This window comes from Teichococcus deserti (assembly GCF_001982615.1).
Taxonomy (GTDB): domain Bacteria; phylum Pseudomonadota; class Alphaproteobacteria; order Acetobacterales; family Acetobacteraceae; genus Pseudoroseomonas; species Pseudoroseomonas deserti.
The window spans coordinates 27,264-46,922 of the sequence record NZ_MLCO01000090.1 but is presented as its reverse complement, the minus strand read 5'-3'; the positions used below and the strand labels follow the sequence as shown (position 1 = coordinate 46,922).

Genomic DNA, 19,659 nt, shown 5'->3' with positions numbered 1-19,659 from the left:
AGTTACGCCACCTGTCCGGCCGAAATGTGGGGGCGCTCCACCGACCGTCAACTGGACGTTTGAGTTTGAAACACCCCCTCCGGTTAGCGGCTGGTGACCTTTACGTTTCGTCAAACCACCGTTTGGAAACGTAAAGGCTGGCCACCGGCGTCTGTCTGTGAGGTTTGCCCGTAAACGGCGCTCAAAGGCTGCTCAGGACCGTCTTGGCACCGCAAGGTCGTCGTTTGGCCTGCCAACCTTGCCTGGCTGAAGCGGCCCCTATGGCGTGTGCTCGGAGCCCATACAGATCCCTCCCAAAAGGCCCTCACTGGCAGAACTCGAAGGGAAGATCTGACTTGCACCAACGGGCGCCGTAGGAGGCGCCACAGGGGCGTCATGGTGTCTCGCGCTAGGGGTATGGCTGTCGTGCCGCTGTGCGGCCTCTGGCGGCGCCTGAGGAGCCTGCAACGTGGACAGGAGAGGGGTGGGGGGGTCCAATCCCTACCCGGCGAGGGGGTGCCCCACCGTAAGGGGGGCACATTTGCAGATTAAATCCCGGGCTTTGATTTCTTTGATTTCGACGCTTTGATTAATTGACTATATATTTCAACGCTTAACTCTATATTAGAATCGAAAATTCAACGGCCTAATATCCTGTCCCTACAGCGGATTATCTGACGCAAGCGTTGATGATTTGGCAGACGTAAGCAGTAGCTCCTGATGAGCTTACTGAAGGCAGCCCAATCATCGGAGAGCATGCCACGTTTGCAGCACCTAGGTGGTGAACTTGGGTTACACCTTGATGGAGCCTCTACTACCGCTGAGTTGCGGTCCTAATAACCAGCTAGTGCCTAAGAGCCCACAATTGGTCGCAAGATGATGTCGCAGATAGATGGCTCGGCGGCCGCTGCCTGCCGCGCGGTCACCTAGCCCGGCAACGATCTGCCGCCAATGCGCATCGAGCGCCGCGGGCACCGCAGCGGGCAGCGCAGCCGGCGCTGGCGAGGCCAAATGGCTGCTGCCGCGCTGTAAGGCGCCATCCCAGTCGCGTGCCATGTCAGCCGGTCGTCCAAGCTGTTTCAGGAGGCCCCTGAACTTTCCATGGGCGGGCAGCGCAAGCATCACACCCGGCACGCCATAGGCGGCGGCGGTGATGTAGCCGTGCAAAGATCCGCCGACATAGAGGTGAGCACCGGCGATGGCGGCAGCCAGCGTCTTCAGGCTGCCGGCCTCGTTGAGCAGCAGCGTCGCCGTGCGCATCCGCGGCGCCAGGGCGGCGGCGGTCTCGCGGTCGCCCAACTCCGGCCCCAGCACCAGCAAGACCGGCAGCAGGTCATGGGCTTCGGCGAAGTCGCTGAGCCGCGCCGCCAGCGCCTCGACATCGCCCATCGCGCGCGCCCGCACATGTAGGGCCAGGCAGCGCCGCTCGGGCGGGATGCCGTGGCGGCGCAGCAGCGCCTGATGCTCCTGCAGCAGCGCCGCGCGCGGCCAGACCCGGGGCAGTTCGAGCACGCTGTCGGGCAGGATGCGCGGCGCCAGGTCGGGCGCCGGGAACAGGCTTGCGCTCGCCGCGTCGCGGAAGCTCAGATAATCGGCGGCGCGCAGCGCCGGCAGGATCGCCTCCTGCAGGCGGCGGGAGGAAAAAGGGAAGGGCGCGCCCGGCGCATTGAACAGCAGCGGCACGTCGCGCAGCGCCGCGGCCAGCGCCGCGCCGATCCAGAGCGACGGATAGGCGAGCCCGGCGATACCCGCCGCCTCATAGCTTGGCAGGCCCGTCGCGGCCTGGCTGATCAGGATATAGCCGCCGCCGACCAGGATGCCGCAGACCTCGAAGGCCGGATCGGCCAGCATCTGCGTGGCCGCGACAGGCTGCATGGCATCGGCATAGGCGGGCTTCGTTGCGGTCGGCGAGACGGGGATGACCGCGATGCCGGCCTCGGCCAGCCGCGCCGCGGCGACCAGCGGGAACAGCAGATCGCCGTAATTGGCAACATCGAAGGTGCCGGCAAGGAAGACACGGCGCCCGGCTGCGGCAGCGTATGGCTCAGCCATGTCCGGACTCTTGCCGCAGCTTCCCCGAGCCCGCCTCGAACAACAGGCCGCGATCCTTGATCGGGCGGATTGGCCGGCCGGTGATGCGGTAGTATTCCGCCGACAGCCGCTTGCCCGCCTCCATGCCGCGATTCGGCGCATTGCTCAGCGCGCCGCCATGCAACTGGTGGAAGGTGCCTTCATCGGCGATGCGGATCAGCTGCGTGCCGGGCGCGGCGCAGGCGCGATGCAGCATGTCGATATTGGCGCCGCCGCCGCCGGGGCCGACGAAGCGTGCATCATAGCCGCCTAGCTCGTCCCAAAGCGCGCGCGGCATGAACAGCGCGTTGCTCTCCAGCATCGGGCCGTCGCGGCCGCCATGCCAGACCTCGGTCGCGATCTCGCGCAGCCGTGCGGCACCCCGCGGCCAGTCGATGCTGGCCAGCAGTCGGTCCTCCTCCGCCTGGTCATAGCCGTCCAGCATGCTGAGATACTGCTCGGCCGGGCCCAGGTGGTAGTTCACGGTCGCCAGCACCGGCCGCGGATGCAGCCGCGCCGCCCGCGCGCAGGCGGCGAGCAGCCCGGGCGAGGCCAGCCGCGCGCCGTCGATACAGACGCCGACCAGCGCGCCGCGTGCCAGCGACAGGCCGAGATTGATCGCGGCCACCGGCGAGGGTCCGGCCTGGGGCTGGTGGTGCAGGCTGAGCGTCAGGCCCGGCGCTGCCAGATCCTCCTGTTGTGGCGACACGGCCGAGCCGTTGTCGACCACGATCACCTCGCAGCGTCCGGGCGGACAGTCCACCTGGTAGCCCGGCGACAGCGACAGCACGGTGCGCGGCAGCTCGCGCGCCATGTCGTGGCTGATGACGACGACGGAGATCTCCGGCTCAGCCATGCGCGCGCTCCGGGCTGTCCGGGCGCAGCGCGCCGAGCGCCGCGTCGTAGAGCCAGCCACGCTGGCGCAACGCCCGCATCGGCCGGCCGCGCAGGCGGAAATACTGCTTGCTGCCGAGCTTCAGCAGCGCCGCCGCCCGGCGCGGCCCAGCGCCGGTCGTCACCCCGCCATGCAGCTGGTGGAAGGTGCCCTCGCCGAGGATGCGGATCAGCTGGCTGCCCGGCGCAGCGCAGGCGCGCAGCAGCATGTCGATATTGACTGCGCCGCCGCCGGCGCCGCCGAAGCGCGGGTCGAAGCCGCCGAGCGCCTGCCACTGCGCGCGCCGCATGAACAGCGCGTTGGATTCGAGCAGCGGCCCGGTGGGATCGGGCTGCTCCGGCGTCGCGATCTCGGCCAGGCGCGCGGCGCCGCGTGGCCAGTCGATGCTGTTCAATAGACGGTCCTCGGCGGCGGCGTCGAAGCCGGACATCGCGGCGGCATGCTGCAGCGCCGGGCCGAGATGGTAGTTGCGCGTCGCCACCACCGCGCGCGGATGCAGGCGCAAAGCGCGGGCGCAGGCGCCGAGCAACCCGGGCGAGGCCAGCCGCGCGCCATCGATCCAGACGCCGACGAATTCACCCGTGGCGTTCTGCAGCCCCTGGTTCAGCGCCTCCGCCACCGCGGCCGCCGCCTCCGGGCCGCGGCGGATGACGCGCAGCGCGACATCCGGCGGCGCGACCTCTGCCGCCTGCACCGGACAGGCCGAGCCGTTGTCGACCACGATGATCTCCCAGCCGCCGATCTCGGCCGGCGGCACCGGCGCCGTGGCCTGGTAGTCCGGCGCCAGCGAGCGCAACGTGCGCGGCAGCGCGCGGGCCATGTCATGCGCCAGCACCACCAGGCTCAGCGCCGGCGGCGTCATGCGGCGACTAGGCCGGCTTCTTGCAGCGCGTCCAGCAGGCCTGCGATGGTGGCGCGGCGGAAGGGCAGCTCGGCATCGATCTCAAAGCCAAATTCCTCCTCCATCACCCCGGTCATGATGACGACCTCGGCGGAATCGACGCCGATCTCGCGGAACTCGGTGTCGAGCGGCACCGCCTCCGGCGCCAAGTCGATGACGGCGGCGATGTAGCGCACCACCCAGTCCTGCACGATCCGGCGGCTGGCGGCGATGTCATCCGACATGGTGTTCTGTTCCTGCGATGGGCACGGGGATAGGGGAGGAAGGATCGAGCCGGCCCTGCAGCTGCTGCAGCCGCCGGAAGGAGGGATGCGCCTCCCAGCGCGGCGGCGGCGCGGCCTCCAGCCGCAGCCCGGCCTCGAGCAGGGCGGCCAGCAGCAGCTGCGCCTCCAGCATCGCGAGGGGGATGCCGAGGCAGGCATGCGCGCCGCCGCCGAAGGCCAGCGGCGGCGCACGGCGCCGGGCCGGATCGAACAGGTCGGGCTCGGGATGCACCGCCGGGTCGTGCTGCGCCGCCTCGACATCGGCGATGACGATGGCACCGGCCTCGATCTCGATCTCACCGAAACGGGCTGGCGCCAGCAGCCGACGGCCGGGCAGCCGCCGCAGCGGCGGCGCGCAGCGCAGCACCTCGTCGAGGAAGCCGCGCAGCGGGATGGCGCCGTCGCGCAGCGCCGCGGCCCGCCCCGGCGCGCCGAAGGCCAGCAGCATGGCGCTCGACAACAGCCCTGCCGTGGTCTCGATCCCGGCCATGACCAGGTTGAACAGCGCGCCGGCCACCTCGGCCTGCGACAGCCGTGACCCTTGCTGGTTCAGTGCCAGCAGCGGCTGCAGCGGCCCGCCGTCACGCGCGGCGCGGTCGAGCTCGGCCAGCAGCGCCGCCTCGATCGCCGCCGCCTGGCGCTGCAGCGCGTCATAAGCGCGCAGGGGCAGGCCGCGTTCCCAGGCATTGACGATGCCGCGGCCTTCGGCGAGCAGCGTCGCCACCGTCGCCTCGGCGAAGCCCAGCGCGCGCGCCATCACCAGCACCGGCAGCCGGTCGGCCAGCGCTGCCACCAGCTCGACCGGCCGGCCATGCCGCAGCGGCGCCAGCGCGACCTCGACGCAGGCGCCGACCGCCGCCGCCGAGAAGCCGCCGGCCAGCGTCGCCAGGCCGCGCCGCAGCCAGTCACGCGCCGCGCCATGCTCCGGCGGGTTGCGGAACATCAGGATGCCGGCGAGCAGCCGCACCAGGCTGCCATAGTCGCGCCCGGCGCGGCGGCCGATCGCCGCGATGCCGGCGTAGAACTCCACCGCCTCCACCGCCGGCTGGCGCAGTAACTGGGCGACATCGGCGTGGCGGGTCAGCAGCCAGATCCGGTCCCGGTCGCACCAGCGCGCCGGGCCGGCGTCCAGCCGCGGCGGCATGCCCCCGGGGCGGTCGATGCCGGGGCGGTGCATGCTGGGGCGGGTCACGCGGCGCCCCATTCCAGCAGCGGCAGCCGCCGCTCCAGCCAGGCGGCGCGGGCGGCGCCACGCTGCACCTTGCCGCTGGTGGTGCGCGGCAGGCCGCGCGGCGGCACCAGCACCATCTCGGCCGGCGCCAGGCCATGCGCCTCGGCCAGGCGCCGCGCCAGCGCCGCCGCCAGCGCGGCCGGCACGCCCTCGCGCCGGCCGCGGGCCGAGGCCTCGCAGAGCAGCACCAGCACCTCGGCCGCGTCGCGCTCGACGGCAATGGCGGCGGCGGCCTCGATCTCGGCCGCCTCCGGCTGCTCCAGCAGCGTCATCTCCAGATCCTCGGCATAGAGGTTGGCGCCGCGGATGATGATCATGTCCTTCAGCCGCCCGAGCACATGCAGCTCGCCCTCCACCAGGATGCCGGCGTCGCCGGAGCGCAGATGCGCGACGCCGTCCAGCGTCACCAGCCGCCCGGCATAGGGCGCGATGCCGCCCGGCACCGCCGGGGCCCAGGTGCCGGGGCTGACATGCGGGCCGGCGACGCAGATCTCGCCGAGCTCGCCCGGCGGCAGCGCCACGGCGCCGGGACCGGCGACGGCCAGGCGCCCGGGCGCCCAGGCGGCGCCGCAGCTGGCGATGGATTGCCGCGCGGCGCCGTCGGTCGCGACCTCGGCGAAGCGGCGGCGCTCGAAGTCGCGGCCGCGCGCGCCCTGGCCGGCCCGCCCGCCGGCGATGAACAGCGTCGCCTCCGCCATGCCGTAGCAGGGGTAGAGCGCGCCCGCGTCGAAGCCCGCGGCGGCGAAGCGGTCGGCGAAGCGCCGCATGCTGCGCATCCGCACCGGCTCGGCGCCGCAGAAGGCCAGGCGCCAGCTGGACAGATCGAGACCTTCCAGCTGCGCGTCGGTGACATGGCGCAGGCAAAGCTCATAGGCGAAGTTGGGCGCGCCGCTGGTGGTCGCGCGGTGCGCGGCGATCGCCCGCAGCCAACGCGCCGGCCGCTGCAGGAAACTCAGCGGCGACATCAGCACGCAGCGGCCGCCGAGATAGAGCGGCTGCAGGATTGAGCCGATCAGCCCCATGTCGTGGTGCAGCGGTAGCCAGCTGAGCACCACGGTCTCCGGACCATGGCCGAAGGCGGCCTGGATCATCGCCTGGTTGGCCATGATGTTGCCGTGGGTGACGACGACGCCCTTCGGCGCGCTGGTCGAGCCGGAGGTGTACTGGATGAAGGCGATGTCGCCTGCCGCCGCCGGCAGCGGCGCTTTCAGCGGCGGGCGGTCGGGGCACTGCAGCTCCTGCGGCAGCAGGCAGGGCAGCGGCGCGCCGTCGGCCAGCTCCGCGACCACGGCAGGGTCATCAGCGATGACCGCGGCGGGGCAGGCGTCGCGCGCCACCAGCCGCTGCCGCGCGCCCTGCTGCCGGCGCAGCGTCGCCGGCACCGGCACGGGCAGCACCCCGGCATAGAGGCAACCGAGGAAGGCATGGATGAAGGACAGCCCGGCCTCGCAGGCTAGCAGCACCGGGCGGCCACGCAGCCCAGCCGCCAGCAGATGCGCCGCCGCCTGACGCGCCCGCAGGTCGAGCGAGGCATAGCTGTCGGATGCCCCGGGCCGCTCGCCGCGCTCCAGGAAGAGCAGCGCCGGCGCCTGCGGCTGCCGCTGCGCATGGCGGTGCAGCAGGTCGGCGATGCTGGAGGCAACGCTCATGCCGTCCGCGCCCGGGCGGAGGGCGGGTGCCAGCCGGCCATCAGCCATTCCAGCCCGCCGCCGCCCTGCCGCGATACGGCGCGCAGCGTGAGGGCGCGCAGCATCGCGGCGCGCTCGGCGCGGCGGCGCTGCGGCGCCTCCAGCATGGCGGCGACCGCGGCCCAATGCGCGTCGAGCGCCTGCCAGATCCGGTCGGGCACCACAACCCGCCCGCCGGCCAGCAGCGGGACAGCCCGCGCGCAGGCGGCCGCCCAGTCGGTGGCCAGATCCGCTGGACGCTCCATCCAGTCGAGGAAGCCAGCGAATTTGCGCAGCGGCTGCGCGGTCACCACGAGGCCGGGCACGCCATAGGCGGCGGCGGTGACATAGCCATGCAGCGAGCCGCCGAGATAGATCCGGGCGCCGGCGATGGCGGCGGCGACCGCCTGCAGCGACCGGTCGCCGCCCAGCACGCGCGCCGGCACGGTCATCGCAGCCGCCAGCCGCCGCGCCGCCGCGCCGTCGCCGAGATCGTCGCCGATGGCGATCAGCAGGGGCCGCAGCCCCTGGCCGGTGCAGAAGCCGTCCAGCAGCGCGGCGACCGCGGCCAGATGCGCCTCGGGCTCGCCGGCTAGCCGCAGATGCAGCGCGGCATAGGGCTGGCCCTCCGCCTCGGCCGCCGGCGCCAGTCCGTCGCGCGGCCACATCCGGGCGATCTCGATAGCGGTGTCGGGCACCTGCTGCACCGCGACGCCGGCGGCCTCGGCCAGCCGCGCGCTGGCGGCGTCGCGGAAGGCGCAGCAATCGGCCGCCTGCAGCACCGGCCGCAGCACGTCGCGTGCCGTGGCCCCGGAAAACGGATAGGGCAAGCCTGGCGCGTTGAAGCCGAAGGGAATGTCGCGGATCGCGGCAGCGAGGGCGGCGCCGAGCCAGAGGCCAGTGTGCAGCCCCTGCCCCAGCCAGCTGTCGCGCGCGCCGGACCGCGCCAGGTAGTCGGCACGCAGGTTGTAGACGATGTTGCCGCCGCCGATCAGCACGCCGTCCAGCATTTCCCCGCCGGCCAGCAGCCAGTCCAGGCTGCGCGGCGTCAGCGCCCCCGGCCGCAGCCGATGGGCGGCGCCCGGCGCCACCGCCTCGACCGCGATGCCGAGCGGCGCCAGCCGGTGCGCGGCGATCAGCGGGAACAGCTGGTCGCCGTAATTGGCGATGTCGCAGACGGCGGCGACGGCGACGCGGCGCGGCCTGGCGTCGTCGCGGGCGCCGCTCATGCCGCCGCCCCGCACCGGCGCAGGCCCAGCCCCTGCTCCAACATGGCATCGAGGCTGCCATCGGCGAAGGCGCGCAGCGCGGTGAAGGAGGTGTCCTCGCCAGGAAACGGCCAGGGCATGACATTGGGGATGCCGTCGAGCAGCTGCATCTGCGCCGCATGCCGCGGCCGCTCGGCGCTGTAGGCGTAGAGGAAGCGCATCGACGGGCGGCGGGCCAAGTCATCGCGCAGGTCGACCCGCGCCTTCAGCCGCTCGAAGGCGTTGCGCACATGCTGCGGCCGCGCCGCCAAGTCGACCGCCGGGTCGAGCAGCGTCGGCCCGGCCAGCGACAGCGCCGCCGTCGCGCCGAGGCGGCTGCCCAGCCGCGCCGCCGCGAAGCCGCCGACCGAGGCGCCGAGCGTGACGATGCGGCGGGCGCCCAGGTCGCGGCAGATCGCCGCCAGCGCCTCGGCCATCGCTGCCTCGTCCGCGCCCAGGCTCGGCAGGCCCTGCAGGAAGGCGGCGCCCAGCGGGTCGCGCAGATGCACCGCATGACAGTCGTAGCGCTGCAGCCAGCGGTCGAACAGCGCCAGCGGCAGGTAGCTGAAGCGGCCCATGACGCCGCCGAAGACCAGCAGCACCGTCGCGGCGCCGGGCTGCGGCACCACCTCGACCTCGCGCAGCCGGTCCTCGGCGAAGCGGGCCGGCGGCAGGCCGCCCTGGCGCAGCCGGCGCAGCGCCGGGGCGAGCGCCGCGACCATCGGCGCGACCGCCGGGTCGTCCATGCCGGGCGTCTCCAGCGCCGCCGCGGCCGGCGCCAGCGCCTGCTGCTCCAGGCAGGCCAGGGCGTATTGGAACAGCGCGCGCGGCTGCAGCGTGTGCTGGCGCGCATTGGCCTCGATCTGCGCGAAGATCCGCGTCACCGCTTCGCGCCGCAGCGGCAATCGGCCGAAGCGGAACAGCAGCCACCAGTCGGTCGGGTGGCGCGCCACCGCTGCCTCCATGGCCTCGCCCGCCAGCCCCGGCTCGCCTGCGGCGGCGGCGGCGATCACCAGCTTCTCGGCCAGGCGTGGATCCTCCGGCGCGCGGGCCTGCAGCGCCTGCGCCTCCGCCAGGGCGTCATGGTCGCGGCCGGCGGCCAGCAGCAGGTCGACATGGATGCCGGCTGCATAGACCGGCAGCGGCCCCGCCGCGCGAGCGCGGTCCATCGCCTGCAGCGCCGGGCCGGGCTGCTGCTGCCGCGCCAGGAAGACTGCTTGGCGCAGCAGGACCACCGGGCGGGGCTCACCGCCCTCGAGCAGCGCGGCCAGGAAGGCCAGGGTGGCCGCGGGCTCGCAATCGGCGCCCGAACTCAGCTGGTTGACCAGCCGGTCCTGCACCTCGGCCGCCGCCGGGCCGCGCCAGACCAGCGCGCGGAAGATGTCGCGCGCCTCGACCAGCCGGCCCGCCTCGCGCAGCAGCCGCACCAGGCGCTGCGCCGCGCCCTGGTCGCCCGGCGCCTGGCGCAGCACCCCGCGTAGCAGCGCCTCTGCCCCCGCCACGTCGCCGGTCCTGGCCAGCAGGTCACCGCGCAGCAGCAGCAGCGCGGCCGGCAGCGGCGTGCGCGCCTCGGCCGCCGCCAGCAGGCGCTGCGCCGCCTCGAGCTCGCCGGCGCGGATGAGCTCACGGATCGCGGCGGCGGAGGGCGCGGGTTCCTGCACGGGCCGCGGCTCAGGCGGCTGGCGCGGGGTGGTGCAGGAGCTCCGCCGGGGCCTCGACGCCCGGCTGGTCGAGCAGCCAGGTCAGCCCGGCCACGGCATGCGACAGCGCGCCGCTGTCGATCGTGCTGCGGAAGTCCTGCAGCGGCTGCGTGGCGCAGCGCAGCACGGCGGCCCGGTCGAAGGCCTGCCAGGCGGTGTGACCGGCCGGCAGCCGCTCGACCAGCCCGCGCATCAGCGCCTGATGGCCCTGGATGGCCGCCTCGTTGCCGAAGCGGACATTGCCCGGCGGCGGCGCCTCGCGGCTGCGCTGCAACGCCTCCTTGACCTTCAGCCGCACCGCATGCTCGTGCAGCAGGCCGCGCGAGCCCTGGGTCGGGATCATCTCGCCCGCCATTAGCGCGCCGGTCAGCCGGCTGAGCGCCGGCGTGTCCGGCCCGACCGGCTCGATGTCCGCCGCGTCGGGAACCAGCCCGGCAGGCAGCACCGGCGCCTCCCAGCGCTTGCCAGCCAGTGGCATCATGGCCAGGCTGCGCGAGGTCTCGCCGCCGGCTAGCATCAGGTCGAGGATGACCTTGTTGCGCCGGTGCAGCGCCGAGGGCAGCAGGCGCCGCGCTCGCACCAGCCAGGCGCTGGCCAGCGGATCGGGGCGCACCCGGCCGATGCTGCCGACGCGGCTGGCCAAGCCAAAATGATCGCGGCAGCGCACCCGCAGATAGAGCTCGGCCGAGAGCTGGTCGCGCGGCACCCCCGTCGCCTCCAGCGCGGCCAGGCAGGCAATGGCGTTGCGCCGCACCTGCGCCAGCGCGTCGGGATGCAGCAGGCCCGTCGCGCCGACCTTGCGGCGGCGGTCCAGGATGATGTCCACCGCACGCTCGGCCGAATAGCCGCCGGGATCCGACCCGGCGCCGGCCAGGGCGACGAAGTCGGCGCTGCTGCTGCCGCCGCCGAGCTCGCCGAAGGCGCCGGTAAAATGCACCAGGTGCGGGAAGGCGATGGCTGGCGGCGCCGCCTCGACGACGCGGGCGCCGCCGCTGAAGGCGGCGTTGCTCAGCACTGCGCCTGGCACCGCTGGCTCGGGCTGCATCAGCCGGCCGATGTCGATGCCCGTCGGCAGGCGCGCCACCGGCAGGCCGAAGCGTTCCATGATGGCGCCGGCTACATTGGCGTCCGGATTGGGGAAGCGGGTGAAGCAGCGCCCGGCCAGCTCGTCGCGCAGCGGGGATTCCAGCAGCAGCGATAGGACGCAGCGTGAATCAACCCCGCCGCTGACATCGGCCACGACCAGCCGCGGCGTCGCCACGGCGGCGGCCACGGCGTCGACATGCGCGGCGAGCGCCGCGCGCGCCGCGCGGATCGTGGCCTCGTAGTCCAGCGGCATGTCGAGCGCCGGCCTGGGCGTCAGGCGCAGGGTGTCGCCGGCCTCGATGTCGCAGCCGAAGGACAGCCGCTCGATCTCCTCGACCGGCGTGCCCTCACCCAGGCTGCCGCCCATCACCATGCCTTCCAGGCAGGGCAGCAGGCTGGGCGTCGCCGGCAGTCCGTGCCGCCGCAGCAGCGCGACGATCGCGGCCAGCACGTTGGAGATCATGAAGCCGGCGCCGCGCCGGACCAGGTAGACCGGGTACTGGCTGAGGGGATCGGTGACCAGGCGCAGGCCCTGCGCATCGATCCGTCCGAGGACGAAGACGCCGGCATTGACAGCCTCGGGCGTCAGGCGCCCCTCAACGGCGGCGTCAATCATCCGCGCCATCCCGGCGGAGGCGGCGAGGGAATGGTGGAATTCGCGGCCGACCGAGGCCTGGCCGTCGAACAGCCGGAAGGCGGCGGGCGCATCCGGCGCCAGCCCGTCATTCAGGCCGAAGGGATCGGAGGCGAAAATCTCCAGCCTGCCGATCCTGCAATGGCGAAAACACCCGCCAGCATAGCCCACGCAGGCGGTCTTGAGCTCGGCCAGATGCGCCGCCATGGAGAAGCCCCGGGCAATCAGGAAGTCCATCGCCAGGTTCCTCGTCTCTCGTCGGGCATCACCTGAATCAGCTTCTTCCGTGACGAAGGCTGGCCCGTCAAGCTATACGATAATACCGATAGAAGGGAATACGACCGATATCGTATTAAATCAGCAAAATCGCTTTTTTTGAACGACGAGTCGCCCGTCCGATCGACTTCGTTTCTCACAACACAACCTATGATGTTTCCTCCTCGCCGCGTTGACGGGGCGGGATGATTTTGATTTTATCCGGAGCTTGCCGGGAACAACACGCCATGCTGCCTGAAAGTCTAGCGCTGCCAGAAGCTATTGGCAGCAGGTTGGCGACTGCTACCGGGACCCTCGACGTTCTGTTGCTGCGGCTGCGGACCTTTCGCTGGCTGCTGCAGACGGTCTGGCCCGATGCGAAAAACCTCCACTTCCTGGATGTTGGCGCCGGCCCCGGCCACTTCTCCCGCGTTGCCGCGCGCCACGGCTTCGCCGTCACCGCGCTCGACGCCCGCCCGGCCTGGGCCCTGGCCGAGGCGCTGGACCAGCCCGATGCCGGTGGGCTGGCGACGCCCCGCTGGGCGCCGCGCGCCGAGTTCCGCCGCCTCCAGGCCGATATCCGCGACATCCGCAACTTCGACGAGCACGACGTTATCGGCTGCATCGGGCTGCTCTACCACCTGCCGCTCGACGACCAAGCCCGCCTGCTGCGGCGCGCCGCCGGACGGCCGGTGATCGTCGATACCGAGCTCTACGACGCCGCGCGGATCCTCCCTGGGCGCGCCGACCGCTTCGAGGCCTGCCGCAGCGAAGGCCGCTATGGCGGCGCGCTCGTCGCGGAAAAGCAGAATGTCTATTCCGCCGTCGGTCCGCATCGCAGCTTCTGGTTCGACGAGGCCAGCATCCTGGCCTTCTTCCGTGACCAGGGCCGTACCCGGGTGACGCAAGTCGATCCCGGCTATTCCTCCGCCTTCGGCTCGCGCCGCTGGTACCTGCTGCATGGCTGACGCAGCACCCGGCGCCCCGCCTGCAGCGCCGCAAAGCTTTCTGTCCTAATGGCCGTGCTGAGCACGGCCTTCGTCGCGGCAGGTGCCGAGGTCGCGATCCAGCCCGGTGACGCGCGGCTCGGCCCCTGGCAGGTCACGGCGAAGCGCTCGTCGGCGGAGCTGCGGCTGTCGCTCTCTGCCACAGGGCTCAGCCTCACCTCGGCGGCCGAGGCTGAGGTGGTGAGCCTATTTGCTGAGATCGCCGTGCCGCTCGAGGCCCGGCAAGCCGGGCTGCAGCTGGCGGTCACCTTGCGGGCCGCCGATCGCCGGGCGCTGCGCGGCGCCCTCGACAGCATCGCCCTGCTGCGGCTCGGCCGGCGCGAGCGGCGCATCCCGCTGGCGAGCTGGGGCGGCGACCTGTTTCTCGACGACGCGACCGAGGAATTGCGGCTGAGCGCCGGCTTAGCCTGGCCATTCCAGGACGGGCGACATGCCATCGAGCTGCGCCTCCGCCCCACGGTCCTGCCGGTCGCCCTGGCGGCGATCACCCTCGACCTCGCGCTGCAGCCCGAGCGCCCGGTCGCGGCGCCCCGCCCGGCCTGGCCGGCGTTTGGCAGCCCGACGCGCTCCGCCACGCTGCCGCTGCAGGTCGCAGTGCTGAGCTGGGATGTCAGCGACAACCCGCTGGGCCGCGCGCATATCCTGGCGGACATGATCGGCCGCCACCACGGCGTCGAGCTGCTGGGCAGCGAATTCGCCCGGCCCGGGGCCGGCGCCTGGGCGCCGCTGCAGGACAGCCCGCTGCCGCTGCGTAGCTTCCCCGGCGGCAGCATGCCGGAATTCCTCGCCGCCGCCATCGCCTTCGCTAGCACGGTCAGCTGCGACATCGTCTATCTGTCGAAGCCGCGGCTGCCAGGGATGCTGCTGGCGCTGCTGATCGCGCATCGCCTGGGCTGCCCGGTCATCCTCGACCTCGACGACCACGAGCTGGCCTTCTTCGGCCCCGAGGCCACGCCCTGCGGCTTCGAGGCGCTGGAGGCGCCCGCCACGCCGGCGCCGGTGGCCGAGTTGATGAAGCCGCAAGGCCGCTTCTGGACCAGCCTGGCGGAGACGCTGGTCGGCAGCTTCGCGCATCGTAGCGTCGCCAGCGCGGCGCTCGCCGTGCGCTTCAGCGGGCTGCTGGTGCGCCATGCCCGCGACGAGGCGCGGTTCCGCCCGGATCCCGTCGCGCGCGACGCCATCCGCGCCGAGCTCGGCCTGGCGGAGACCGACCGCGTCATCCTCTTCGCCGGCACACCGCGCCGGCACAAGGGACTCGACCGGCTGATCGCGGCGCTGGCGGCGATCGACGATCCGCGGCTGCTGCTGGTGGTCGTCGGCACCGTGCATGACCGTGGCTACCAGCGCGAGCTGGCCGCGGTGGAGAAGCTGCGGATCCGCTTCCTGCCCGACGCGCCCTTTGCCCGGCTGCCGGCGCTGCTGCGCATGGCCGACGGCGTCTGCCTGCTGCAGGACCAGGCCTCGCCGATCTCGGCCTTTCAGACGCCGGCCAAGCTGTCCGACGCGCTGTCCATGGGCATTCCGCTGGCGATGACGCCGGTCCCCGCCGCGATGGAGCTCGCGGCGCAGGGGCTGGTCACGCTGATCCCTGACGAGGCGGCGCTGCGCGCCTGGCTGCTGGCGATCGCGACGGCGGGCGAGGACAGCGCCGCCGCGGGCCGCCGGCGCGACTGGTTCGAGGCCGAGCTGAGCTATGCGGTGAACGGTGCGCGGCTGGAGCGCGGCCTAGCCCGCGCACTGGAGGCGCCTGTCGAATGGGCGCCGGAATGGACCCAGCTGTTCCGCCACCTCAACCGCCGCTTCGGCGCGGCGCTGCCGGAGGCGCCGCCGGCCTGGGCGGCGCGCAGCCCACGTGCCGCGCCGGTGGTGCGCCGCCGCCGGCCGCTCGATCTGGTCTGCTTCTGGAAGCAAAACGACACCGGCATCTACGGCCGTCGCCACGACATGCTGCTGAAATATCTGCGGCAGAACGAGCAGGTCGGCAGCATCGTCCAGTTCGACGCGCCGATCCGCGTCGACCAGCTGCACGAGCAGGCGGCGGGCGCGGACCGGCCGCTGGAGCACGGCAAGCTGATCCACGACGCGACCGCGCGCCGCTTCCTCGAGCTCGACGACGAGCCCGGCATGGTGCGGCGCACCTTCGTCCATGCGCGCGACCGCGGCACCAGCTTCCTCGGCCGCAGCCTGCCGAGGCGCGACGACTACCCGGCCTATGTCGCCGAGGTGGTCGCGCGGCATTGCCGCGGCCCGGTCGTCGGCTGGTCCTGGCCGATCGCGCCTCTATTCCCGCAGGTCGCCGAAAGCCTTGGCTTCGACCTGGTAGTGGCCGACCTGATTGACGACCAGCGCAGCATGGCGCGCGACGCGGTGCGGGCGGCGGAGGCGGAGCAGGCCTATGCGGCGGGGTTGGCCAGCGCCGACCTGGCCTTTGCCAATTGCGCCGCGGTCGCCGAGGCCTTCGCCGCCGTCAGCCCGGCGCCGATCCATGTGGTGCCCAATGCCTGCGAGTTCTACGCCGAGGCCGGGGGCCGGCCGCGCGAGCTTGAGGGCATTGAGGGGCCGGTGATCGGCTATGTCGGCAATCTGCGCGCCCGCATCGACATTGAGCTGCTGGACAGCATCCTCGCGCAGCGGCCGGGCTGGACATTCGTGCTGATCGGCTCGGCGCACAACACCACCGAGATCCTGCGGCTGCGCCGCCATCCCAACCTGTTGCTGCTGGGGCCTAAAGTTTACGAGGAGGCGCTGACCTATATGCGCCGCTTCGACGTCGCTATCATGCCACATTTGCGCAACGCGGTGAGCGACCGGATGAACCCGCTGAAGCTCTACGTCTATGTCGCGCTCGGCATCCCGGTGGTCAGCAGCGACGTCGCCAATATCGACGAGCTGCGCGGCCGCATTGCGGTGGCTGGCGACCGTGCGGACTTCCTGCATCAGCTCGACGCCGCCATTGCCCGGCGCGGCTTCGTCGGGCCCAGCCGGCCGCCCGCTGCCGAGGAGCTCTGGCCGATTTCCTGGCCACGGCGGGTCGCCGACATGGTCGGATTGTGCCGCCAGGCGCTGCTGGGCTGAGGCCTCAGCCTGGATCGCGCAGCAGCGCGGCCAGCTCCTGCTGCACCGCCACGGGCAGGACGGCACCAGCCAAGCGCTGCCGGTGCAACGCGCGCGCCGCCTCCGCCTCGCTCTCTGCGGCCAGCAGCCGCACCAGCCGCACCGCCGGCCAGGGATTGCCGGCATGCTGCTCGCAGAGCGCAACCAAACGCTGCCGCGCCGCCGCCACCTGGCCGGCCCGCTGCAGCCATTCGGCTTCCAGCAGCGCCAGGCGCAGATGTTGCGGCCAGCGCGCCCGCGCCGCGGCGATGCGGGCGCGCAAGGCCTCGTCGGCCGGGCCGCGCAGTGCGAGCGCCAGGATAGCCGCCTGATCTTCGGCGGTCTCTGGCGGCCGCGGCGCGCCGGAGACCGCCTGCCGCAGCTGCGACCAGGCGGGGAAGGCAGCGGGCTCGGCCGAGACGGCGCGCAGCAGCGCCACCCGCGCCGCCACCACCGCCGGCGGCGAGACCGCGGCCAGCAGCCGGCGCAGCGTCGCGCCATGCGCCTCGATCCGCGCCGCAGCCTGGTCGAGCCGGGCGCAGGCGTCGGGCGACAGCGGGCGCAGCAGGTCGGTGGACAAGGCTGCCGCATCCTCCCAGCTTTCCTGCAGTCGAGCCGCCTCGCCCAGCGGCTCGAGGAAGCCCAGGAACTTGACCATCCGCGTCCGCGCGACGGCGATGCCCGGCCGCCGGTAGGACAGCGCCGTAATCAGCCCGTGCAGCGAGGATCCGATATAGGCCTCGGCATGGGCGATAAGCCCGGCGATCTCCCGAAGGCCCTGCGGCTGGTCGACCAGCAGCGCTGGCCTGTCGATGAAGCTGAGTGCCTGGCGGGCGAGCGCGTCGTCGCCATGGCAGGGCCCTATCGCTAGCAGCACCGGAACCGCCTGCAACCGCGCCGCGATGCGGTTGACAGCCATGCAGGCGACCCGCAGGTCGCCGCCGATGTAGCGATCGTTCAGATGCACCGCGATCCACCGCGCAGGCTGGGCTATCCCGCGCGAGTCGAAAGCCGCTTGCGCCGAATCCAGCAGCGTCGCTGGCGGCCACACCGCGCTGAGCGTCAGCGCGGTGTCCGGCACCACCTCCACGGGGCCTGCAGGGGCGCCGAGGAAGACCCGGCTGGCCTCGTCGCGCAGCGCGACGTGGTCCGCCGCCGGCACGGCAAGGTCGCGCAGGCGCCGCGCCCAGCCGCCCTCAACAGGAAACGGCACGCCCGGCGCGTTCCAGGCCAGCCGCGTGCCGGCTTGCGCCGCCAGAATTGAGGCGCCCAGCCAGAGCGAGGCGTAGGTGAAGTCCGAGCGCGCGAAGGCCCCGGCATAGTCCGGCAGCGGCGTCGGGCTGGCATGGATGATATTGCCGCCGCCGATCAGGCAGAGCACGGGCGCAGGATCGTCGGCGAATGCGCTGACGGCGCTGGCTGGCCAGCAATCCGCCCAGCCCGGCGCGCCCCCGCGGGGCGAGTAGCAGCGCAGTTCGCCGGGGCCGAGGCCGAGCAGCCGTGCCGCGACATGCGGGAACAGCAGATCGCCGTAATTGGCGACGTCAAAGGTGCCGAACAGCGCGGCAGCAGGTCGGGGCGGCGTCAGGGCCATCATGCCGCAGCGGCATCGCCCGGGGCGCGCTTGCGGTAGGCGCGGCGATGCTCGCGCGGGCCGTAGCCGATATCCAGTTTGCGGTACTCCGGGTCGCCATCCATGAAGAGGTCGCAGATCAGCCGAACATGCGGCGTCTTGATCTGCTCCTCGCTATAGGCCTCCAGGATGGCGGGGAAGACCGCAGGGTTCATGGTTGGCGAGATAGCGAAGGACCAATCGTAGTCATCGAAGAGGATGACGCCGCCGGGCTTCAGCAGCTCCTTCAGGATCAGGGTCGCAGGCGCACCGTGGTGGAAGGCATGGGCCCCGTCGAGGAAGACAAAATCAAATAGTGGTACCTCTCCGCCAGCGGCACGACGTGTCAGCAGCATCTGCGCCAACGCCCAGTTACAGCTGTCGGGCTTGCGTTGGGTATTGCCATGATAGACGACATTGTTGAAGCCCAGGCCGTCGAGCTCGGGCTTTAGATCGTTGAGGCGGCTGGCGAGCAGGCGACAGATCTCGCTCGTGGTTGCCCCGATGCCGACCTCACAGAGCACTGGCATGAGCTTCATGCTGCAGCAGGCTTTCGATCAGCTTCAGCGCATGCTGGTTCGGCTTCGATGTATAAATATTCGCTGGATCGCTCAGCTTCTCCAACATGCTGCCCTGCTCCTTGCCTTGCCTTGCCTTGCCTTGCCTTGCCTTGCCTTGCCTTGCGAGCATTCCTGTCTCGGTACGATTGTCAACTTCTAAGCAATTGGCGTTCTCTTCGGCAATATCCTGCGCTTCAGAGCATCTGCTCGGGGTAAACAAGCAGCAACTGCTTGTCGGGCGCGATTGAAGCACCTGCGCCGAGCAGGACCAAGCGCCCGATAACTCTCCACCATCAGCTCATTGGCTGACTGTCTGCATGGCAACGCGCCGGGTTTGGGGTTATTCGGCCGGAGCTAGGCTTGACGTCCAGTCAGATGCCAGTGTCGGATCGCCTTCATATCGGGCAGCCCACTGGGCCGGATAAAGAGGGCGGGTTGGCGGCTCCAGTAGCGGCGTGGGGTTCCCTCAACGGTGACGCGACCCAACAGGCGAAATCCCAGGACCTCCAGAACGCCTTTCAGCGCTCGGGTGCGCGGCGGCACGATCCGCATGTCCTCGAGAAGGCTGCAGAGATCCGGCGATGAGAGCAGTTGGGCCGAAATGTAGGGCTTGCCGCTGCTTGCAATCAGCTCCTCGATGAGGACTGGCATGCAGGGCTGCGGCCGCTTCGAGCCACTTTCCTCATCGGGAGCGTGGCGCAGGTCGACAAGCGGGACCCGAGGGAAAGATGCGAGCTCCATCAATGGAGGCTCCTTAATCGAAGTTAGCTGTACACAAGCTGAACATTGAAGATTGGGGCGAAGCATCAGGCACGTTCACTATGGGAGTTTCCAGTACGCGGCCAGTGTGTCCAGCGCCTGCCGTGCTCGCCAGGCCGGCGCTGGCTCCTGAAGTACCACAGCATCTCGCACCGATGCAGCATGCTGCGGCCCGAGCCGCTTCACGACGACCTCGAGCCAGTTGCGGTAGTCCTGCCAGGCACGCTGGGCCGCCAGATACTCGTCATGGCTGAGGTGCCGCAGCCCACCACGATGTCCGTTGCCATAGCCCCTCGGCATCTCCATCGCCGGCCTGGCGTCGCGATAGGTGCTGGCCAGCACCTCTGCTGCCTCCATCTGTCGGGCCGTGAGGTCCAGCACCGTCAGCGGATTGCTGTCGAGCATGCGGCGAACGTCTTCCGCTTCGCCTGGAAGGGTCACTACGGCCGCAGGACGCGCCAGCATGGCCCTGCCCTCCGCCCCGCGGTCCCGAACCGCCTCCAGACCCTCCTGAGCCGCTCTACGGCACATGCCTGCGGCCTGGTCCCCCCTGCTGAGCTGCTGGGCGCGCTGCAGCTGCTGCGCCTGCCGCTCGGCGCGGTCGTGGGCGATCTCCTGGCGGATCAGCAATCCTGCCCGCTGCTCCAGCCGTTCCATACGCCCTGGATCCGGCGGGGCAGGATCTGGCTCGACTGGCCGA

At 71.7% G+C, this 19,659-nt stretch carries 16 protein-coding genes; 2 read left to right on the top strand and 14 right to left on the bottom strand.

Features of this window, described 5'->3' with window-relative positions:
• Positions 1-771 precede the first annotated feature (771 nt).
• From BKE38_RS11300 to BKE38_RS11260, 9 genes are read right to left on the bottom strand one after another with little or no spacing between them, the layout of a single operon-like run.
• Positions 772-2,031 carry a polysaccharide pyruvyl transferase family protein gene (locus BKE38_RS11300; protein ID WP_076957422.1) on the bottom strand — a complete coding sequence of 420 codons (1,260 nt, stop codon included), beginning with the start codon at positions 2,029-2,031 and terminating at the stop codon, positions 772-774.
• The gene (locus BKE38_RS11295; protein ID WP_076957421.1) at positions 2,024-2,905 is read right to left on the bottom strand and encodes a glycosyltransferase family 2 protein; all 882 of its coding nucleotides are present in this window, start codon (positions 2,903-2,905) and stop codon (positions 2,024-2,026) included. The genes BKE38_RS11300 and BKE38_RS11295 overlap by 8 nt, the downstream gene beginning before the upstream one ends.
• Entirely contained in the window at positions 2,898-3,806 is a 909-nt protein-coding gene (locus BKE38_RS11290; RefSeq protein ID WP_076957420.1) for a glycosyltransferase family 2 protein, read from the bottom strand. Before BKE38_RS11290 ends, BKE38_RS11295 begins: the two co-directional genes overlap by 8 nt.
• Positions 3,803-4,069: an acyl carrier protein gene (locus BKE38_RS31970; protein ID WP_076957419.1), complete on the bottom strand. Its 267-nt coding sequence runs from the start codon at positions 4,067-4,069 to the stop codon at positions 3,803-3,805. The genes BKE38_RS11290 and BKE38_RS31970 overlap by 4 nt, the downstream gene beginning before the upstream one ends.
• Complete coding sequence (locus BKE38_RS11280) at positions 4,059-5,300, bottom strand: cytochrome P450 (protein WP_131829570.1); 1,242 nt, start codon at positions 5,298-5,300, stop codon at positions 4,059-4,061. The genes BKE38_RS31970 and BKE38_RS11280 overlap by 11 nt, the downstream gene beginning before the upstream one ends.
• Positions 5,297-6,988 carry a fatty acyl-AMP ligase gene (locus BKE38_RS11275; protein WP_076957417.1) on the bottom strand — a complete coding sequence of 564 codons (1,692 nt, stop codon included), beginning with the start codon at positions 6,986-6,988 and terminating at the stop codon, positions 5,297-5,299. Before BKE38_RS11275 ends, BKE38_RS11280 begins: the two co-directional genes overlap by 4 nt.
• Positions 6,985-8,235 carry a polysaccharide pyruvyl transferase family protein gene (locus BKE38_RS11270; RefSeq protein ID WP_083747487.1) on the bottom strand — a complete coding sequence of 417 codons (1,251 nt, stop codon included), beginning with the start codon at positions 8,233-8,235 and terminating at the stop codon, positions 6,985-6,987. The genes BKE38_RS11275 and BKE38_RS11270 overlap by 4 nt, the downstream gene beginning before the upstream one ends.
• Positions 8,232-9,914, bottom strand: coding sequence for a tetratricopeptide repeat protein (locus BKE38_RS11265; RefSeq protein ID WP_076957415.1), 1,683 nt, complete (start codon positions 9,912-9,914; stop codon positions 8,232-8,234). Before BKE38_RS11265 ends, BKE38_RS11270 begins: the two co-directional genes overlap by 4 nt.
• A gap of 10 nt (positions 9,915-9,924) precedes the next feature.
• On the bottom strand, positions 9,925-11,910 hold the full coding sequence (locus BKE38_RS11260; protein WP_076957414.1) for a hypothetical protein: 1,986 nt from the start codon (positions 11,908-11,910) through the stop codon (positions 9,925-9,927).
• A gap of 344 nt (positions 11,911-12,254) precedes the next feature.
• On the opposite strand from BKE38_RS11260, the gene BKE38_RS11255 reads away from it, so the two are divergent.
• Positions 12,255-12,896, top strand: a complete 642-nt coding sequence (locus tag BKE38_RS11255; protein ID WP_076957413.1) for a class I SAM-dependent methyltransferase — start codon at positions 12,255-12,257, stop codon at positions 12,894-12,896.
• A 48-nt stretch (positions 12,897-12,944) separates the two neighbouring features.
• Positions 12,945-16,010 (top strand): glycosyltransferase family 4 protein, encoded by a 3,066-nt coding sequence (locus BKE38_RS11250; RefSeq protein WP_076957412.1) that lies wholly within the window; start codon positions 12,945-12,947, stop codon positions 16,008-16,010.
• A 4-nt stretch (positions 16,011-16,014) separates the two neighbouring features.
• On the opposite strand, the gene BKE38_RS11245 is transcribed toward BKE38_RS11250, so the two are convergent.
• The 5 genes from BKE38_RS11245 to BKE38_RS11230 all read right to left on the bottom strand — a co-directional run bounded on the left by BKE38_RS11245 (position 16,015) and on the right by BKE38_RS11230 (position 19,616).
• The gene (locus tag BKE38_RS11245; RefSeq protein ID WP_076957411.1) at positions 16,015-17,625 is read right to left on the bottom strand and encodes a polysaccharide pyruvyl transferase family protein; all 1,611 of its coding nucleotides are present in this window, start codon (positions 17,623-17,625) and stop codon (positions 16,015-16,017) included.
• Positions 17,622-18,179: a class I SAM-dependent methyltransferase gene (locus BKE38_RS11240; protein WP_131829568.1), complete on the bottom strand. Its 558-nt coding sequence runs from the start codon at positions 18,177-18,179 to the stop codon at positions 17,622-17,624. The genes BKE38_RS11245 and BKE38_RS11240 overlap by 4 nt, the downstream gene beginning before the upstream one ends.
• Positions 18,154-18,420 carry a hypothetical protein gene (locus BKE38_RS31450; protein ID WP_131829567.1) on the bottom strand — a complete coding sequence of 89 codons (267 nt, stop codon included), beginning with the start codon at positions 18,418-18,420 and terminating at the stop codon, positions 18,154-18,156. Before BKE38_RS31450 ends, BKE38_RS11240 begins: the two co-directional genes overlap by 26 nt.
• A gap of 134 nt (positions 18,421-18,554) precedes the next feature.
• Positions 18,555-18,941, bottom strand: coding sequence for a hypothetical protein (locus tag BKE38_RS11235; RefSeq protein WP_076957409.1), 387 nt, complete (start codon positions 18,939-18,941; stop codon positions 18,555-18,557).
• 78 nt (positions 18,942-19,019) lie between these two features.
• Positions 19,020-19,616 (bottom strand): hypothetical protein, encoded by a 597-nt coding sequence (locus BKE38_RS11230; protein ID WP_076957408.1) that lies wholly within the window; start codon positions 19,614-19,616, stop codon positions 19,020-19,022.
• Positions 19,617-19,659: the final 43 nt, after the last annotated feature.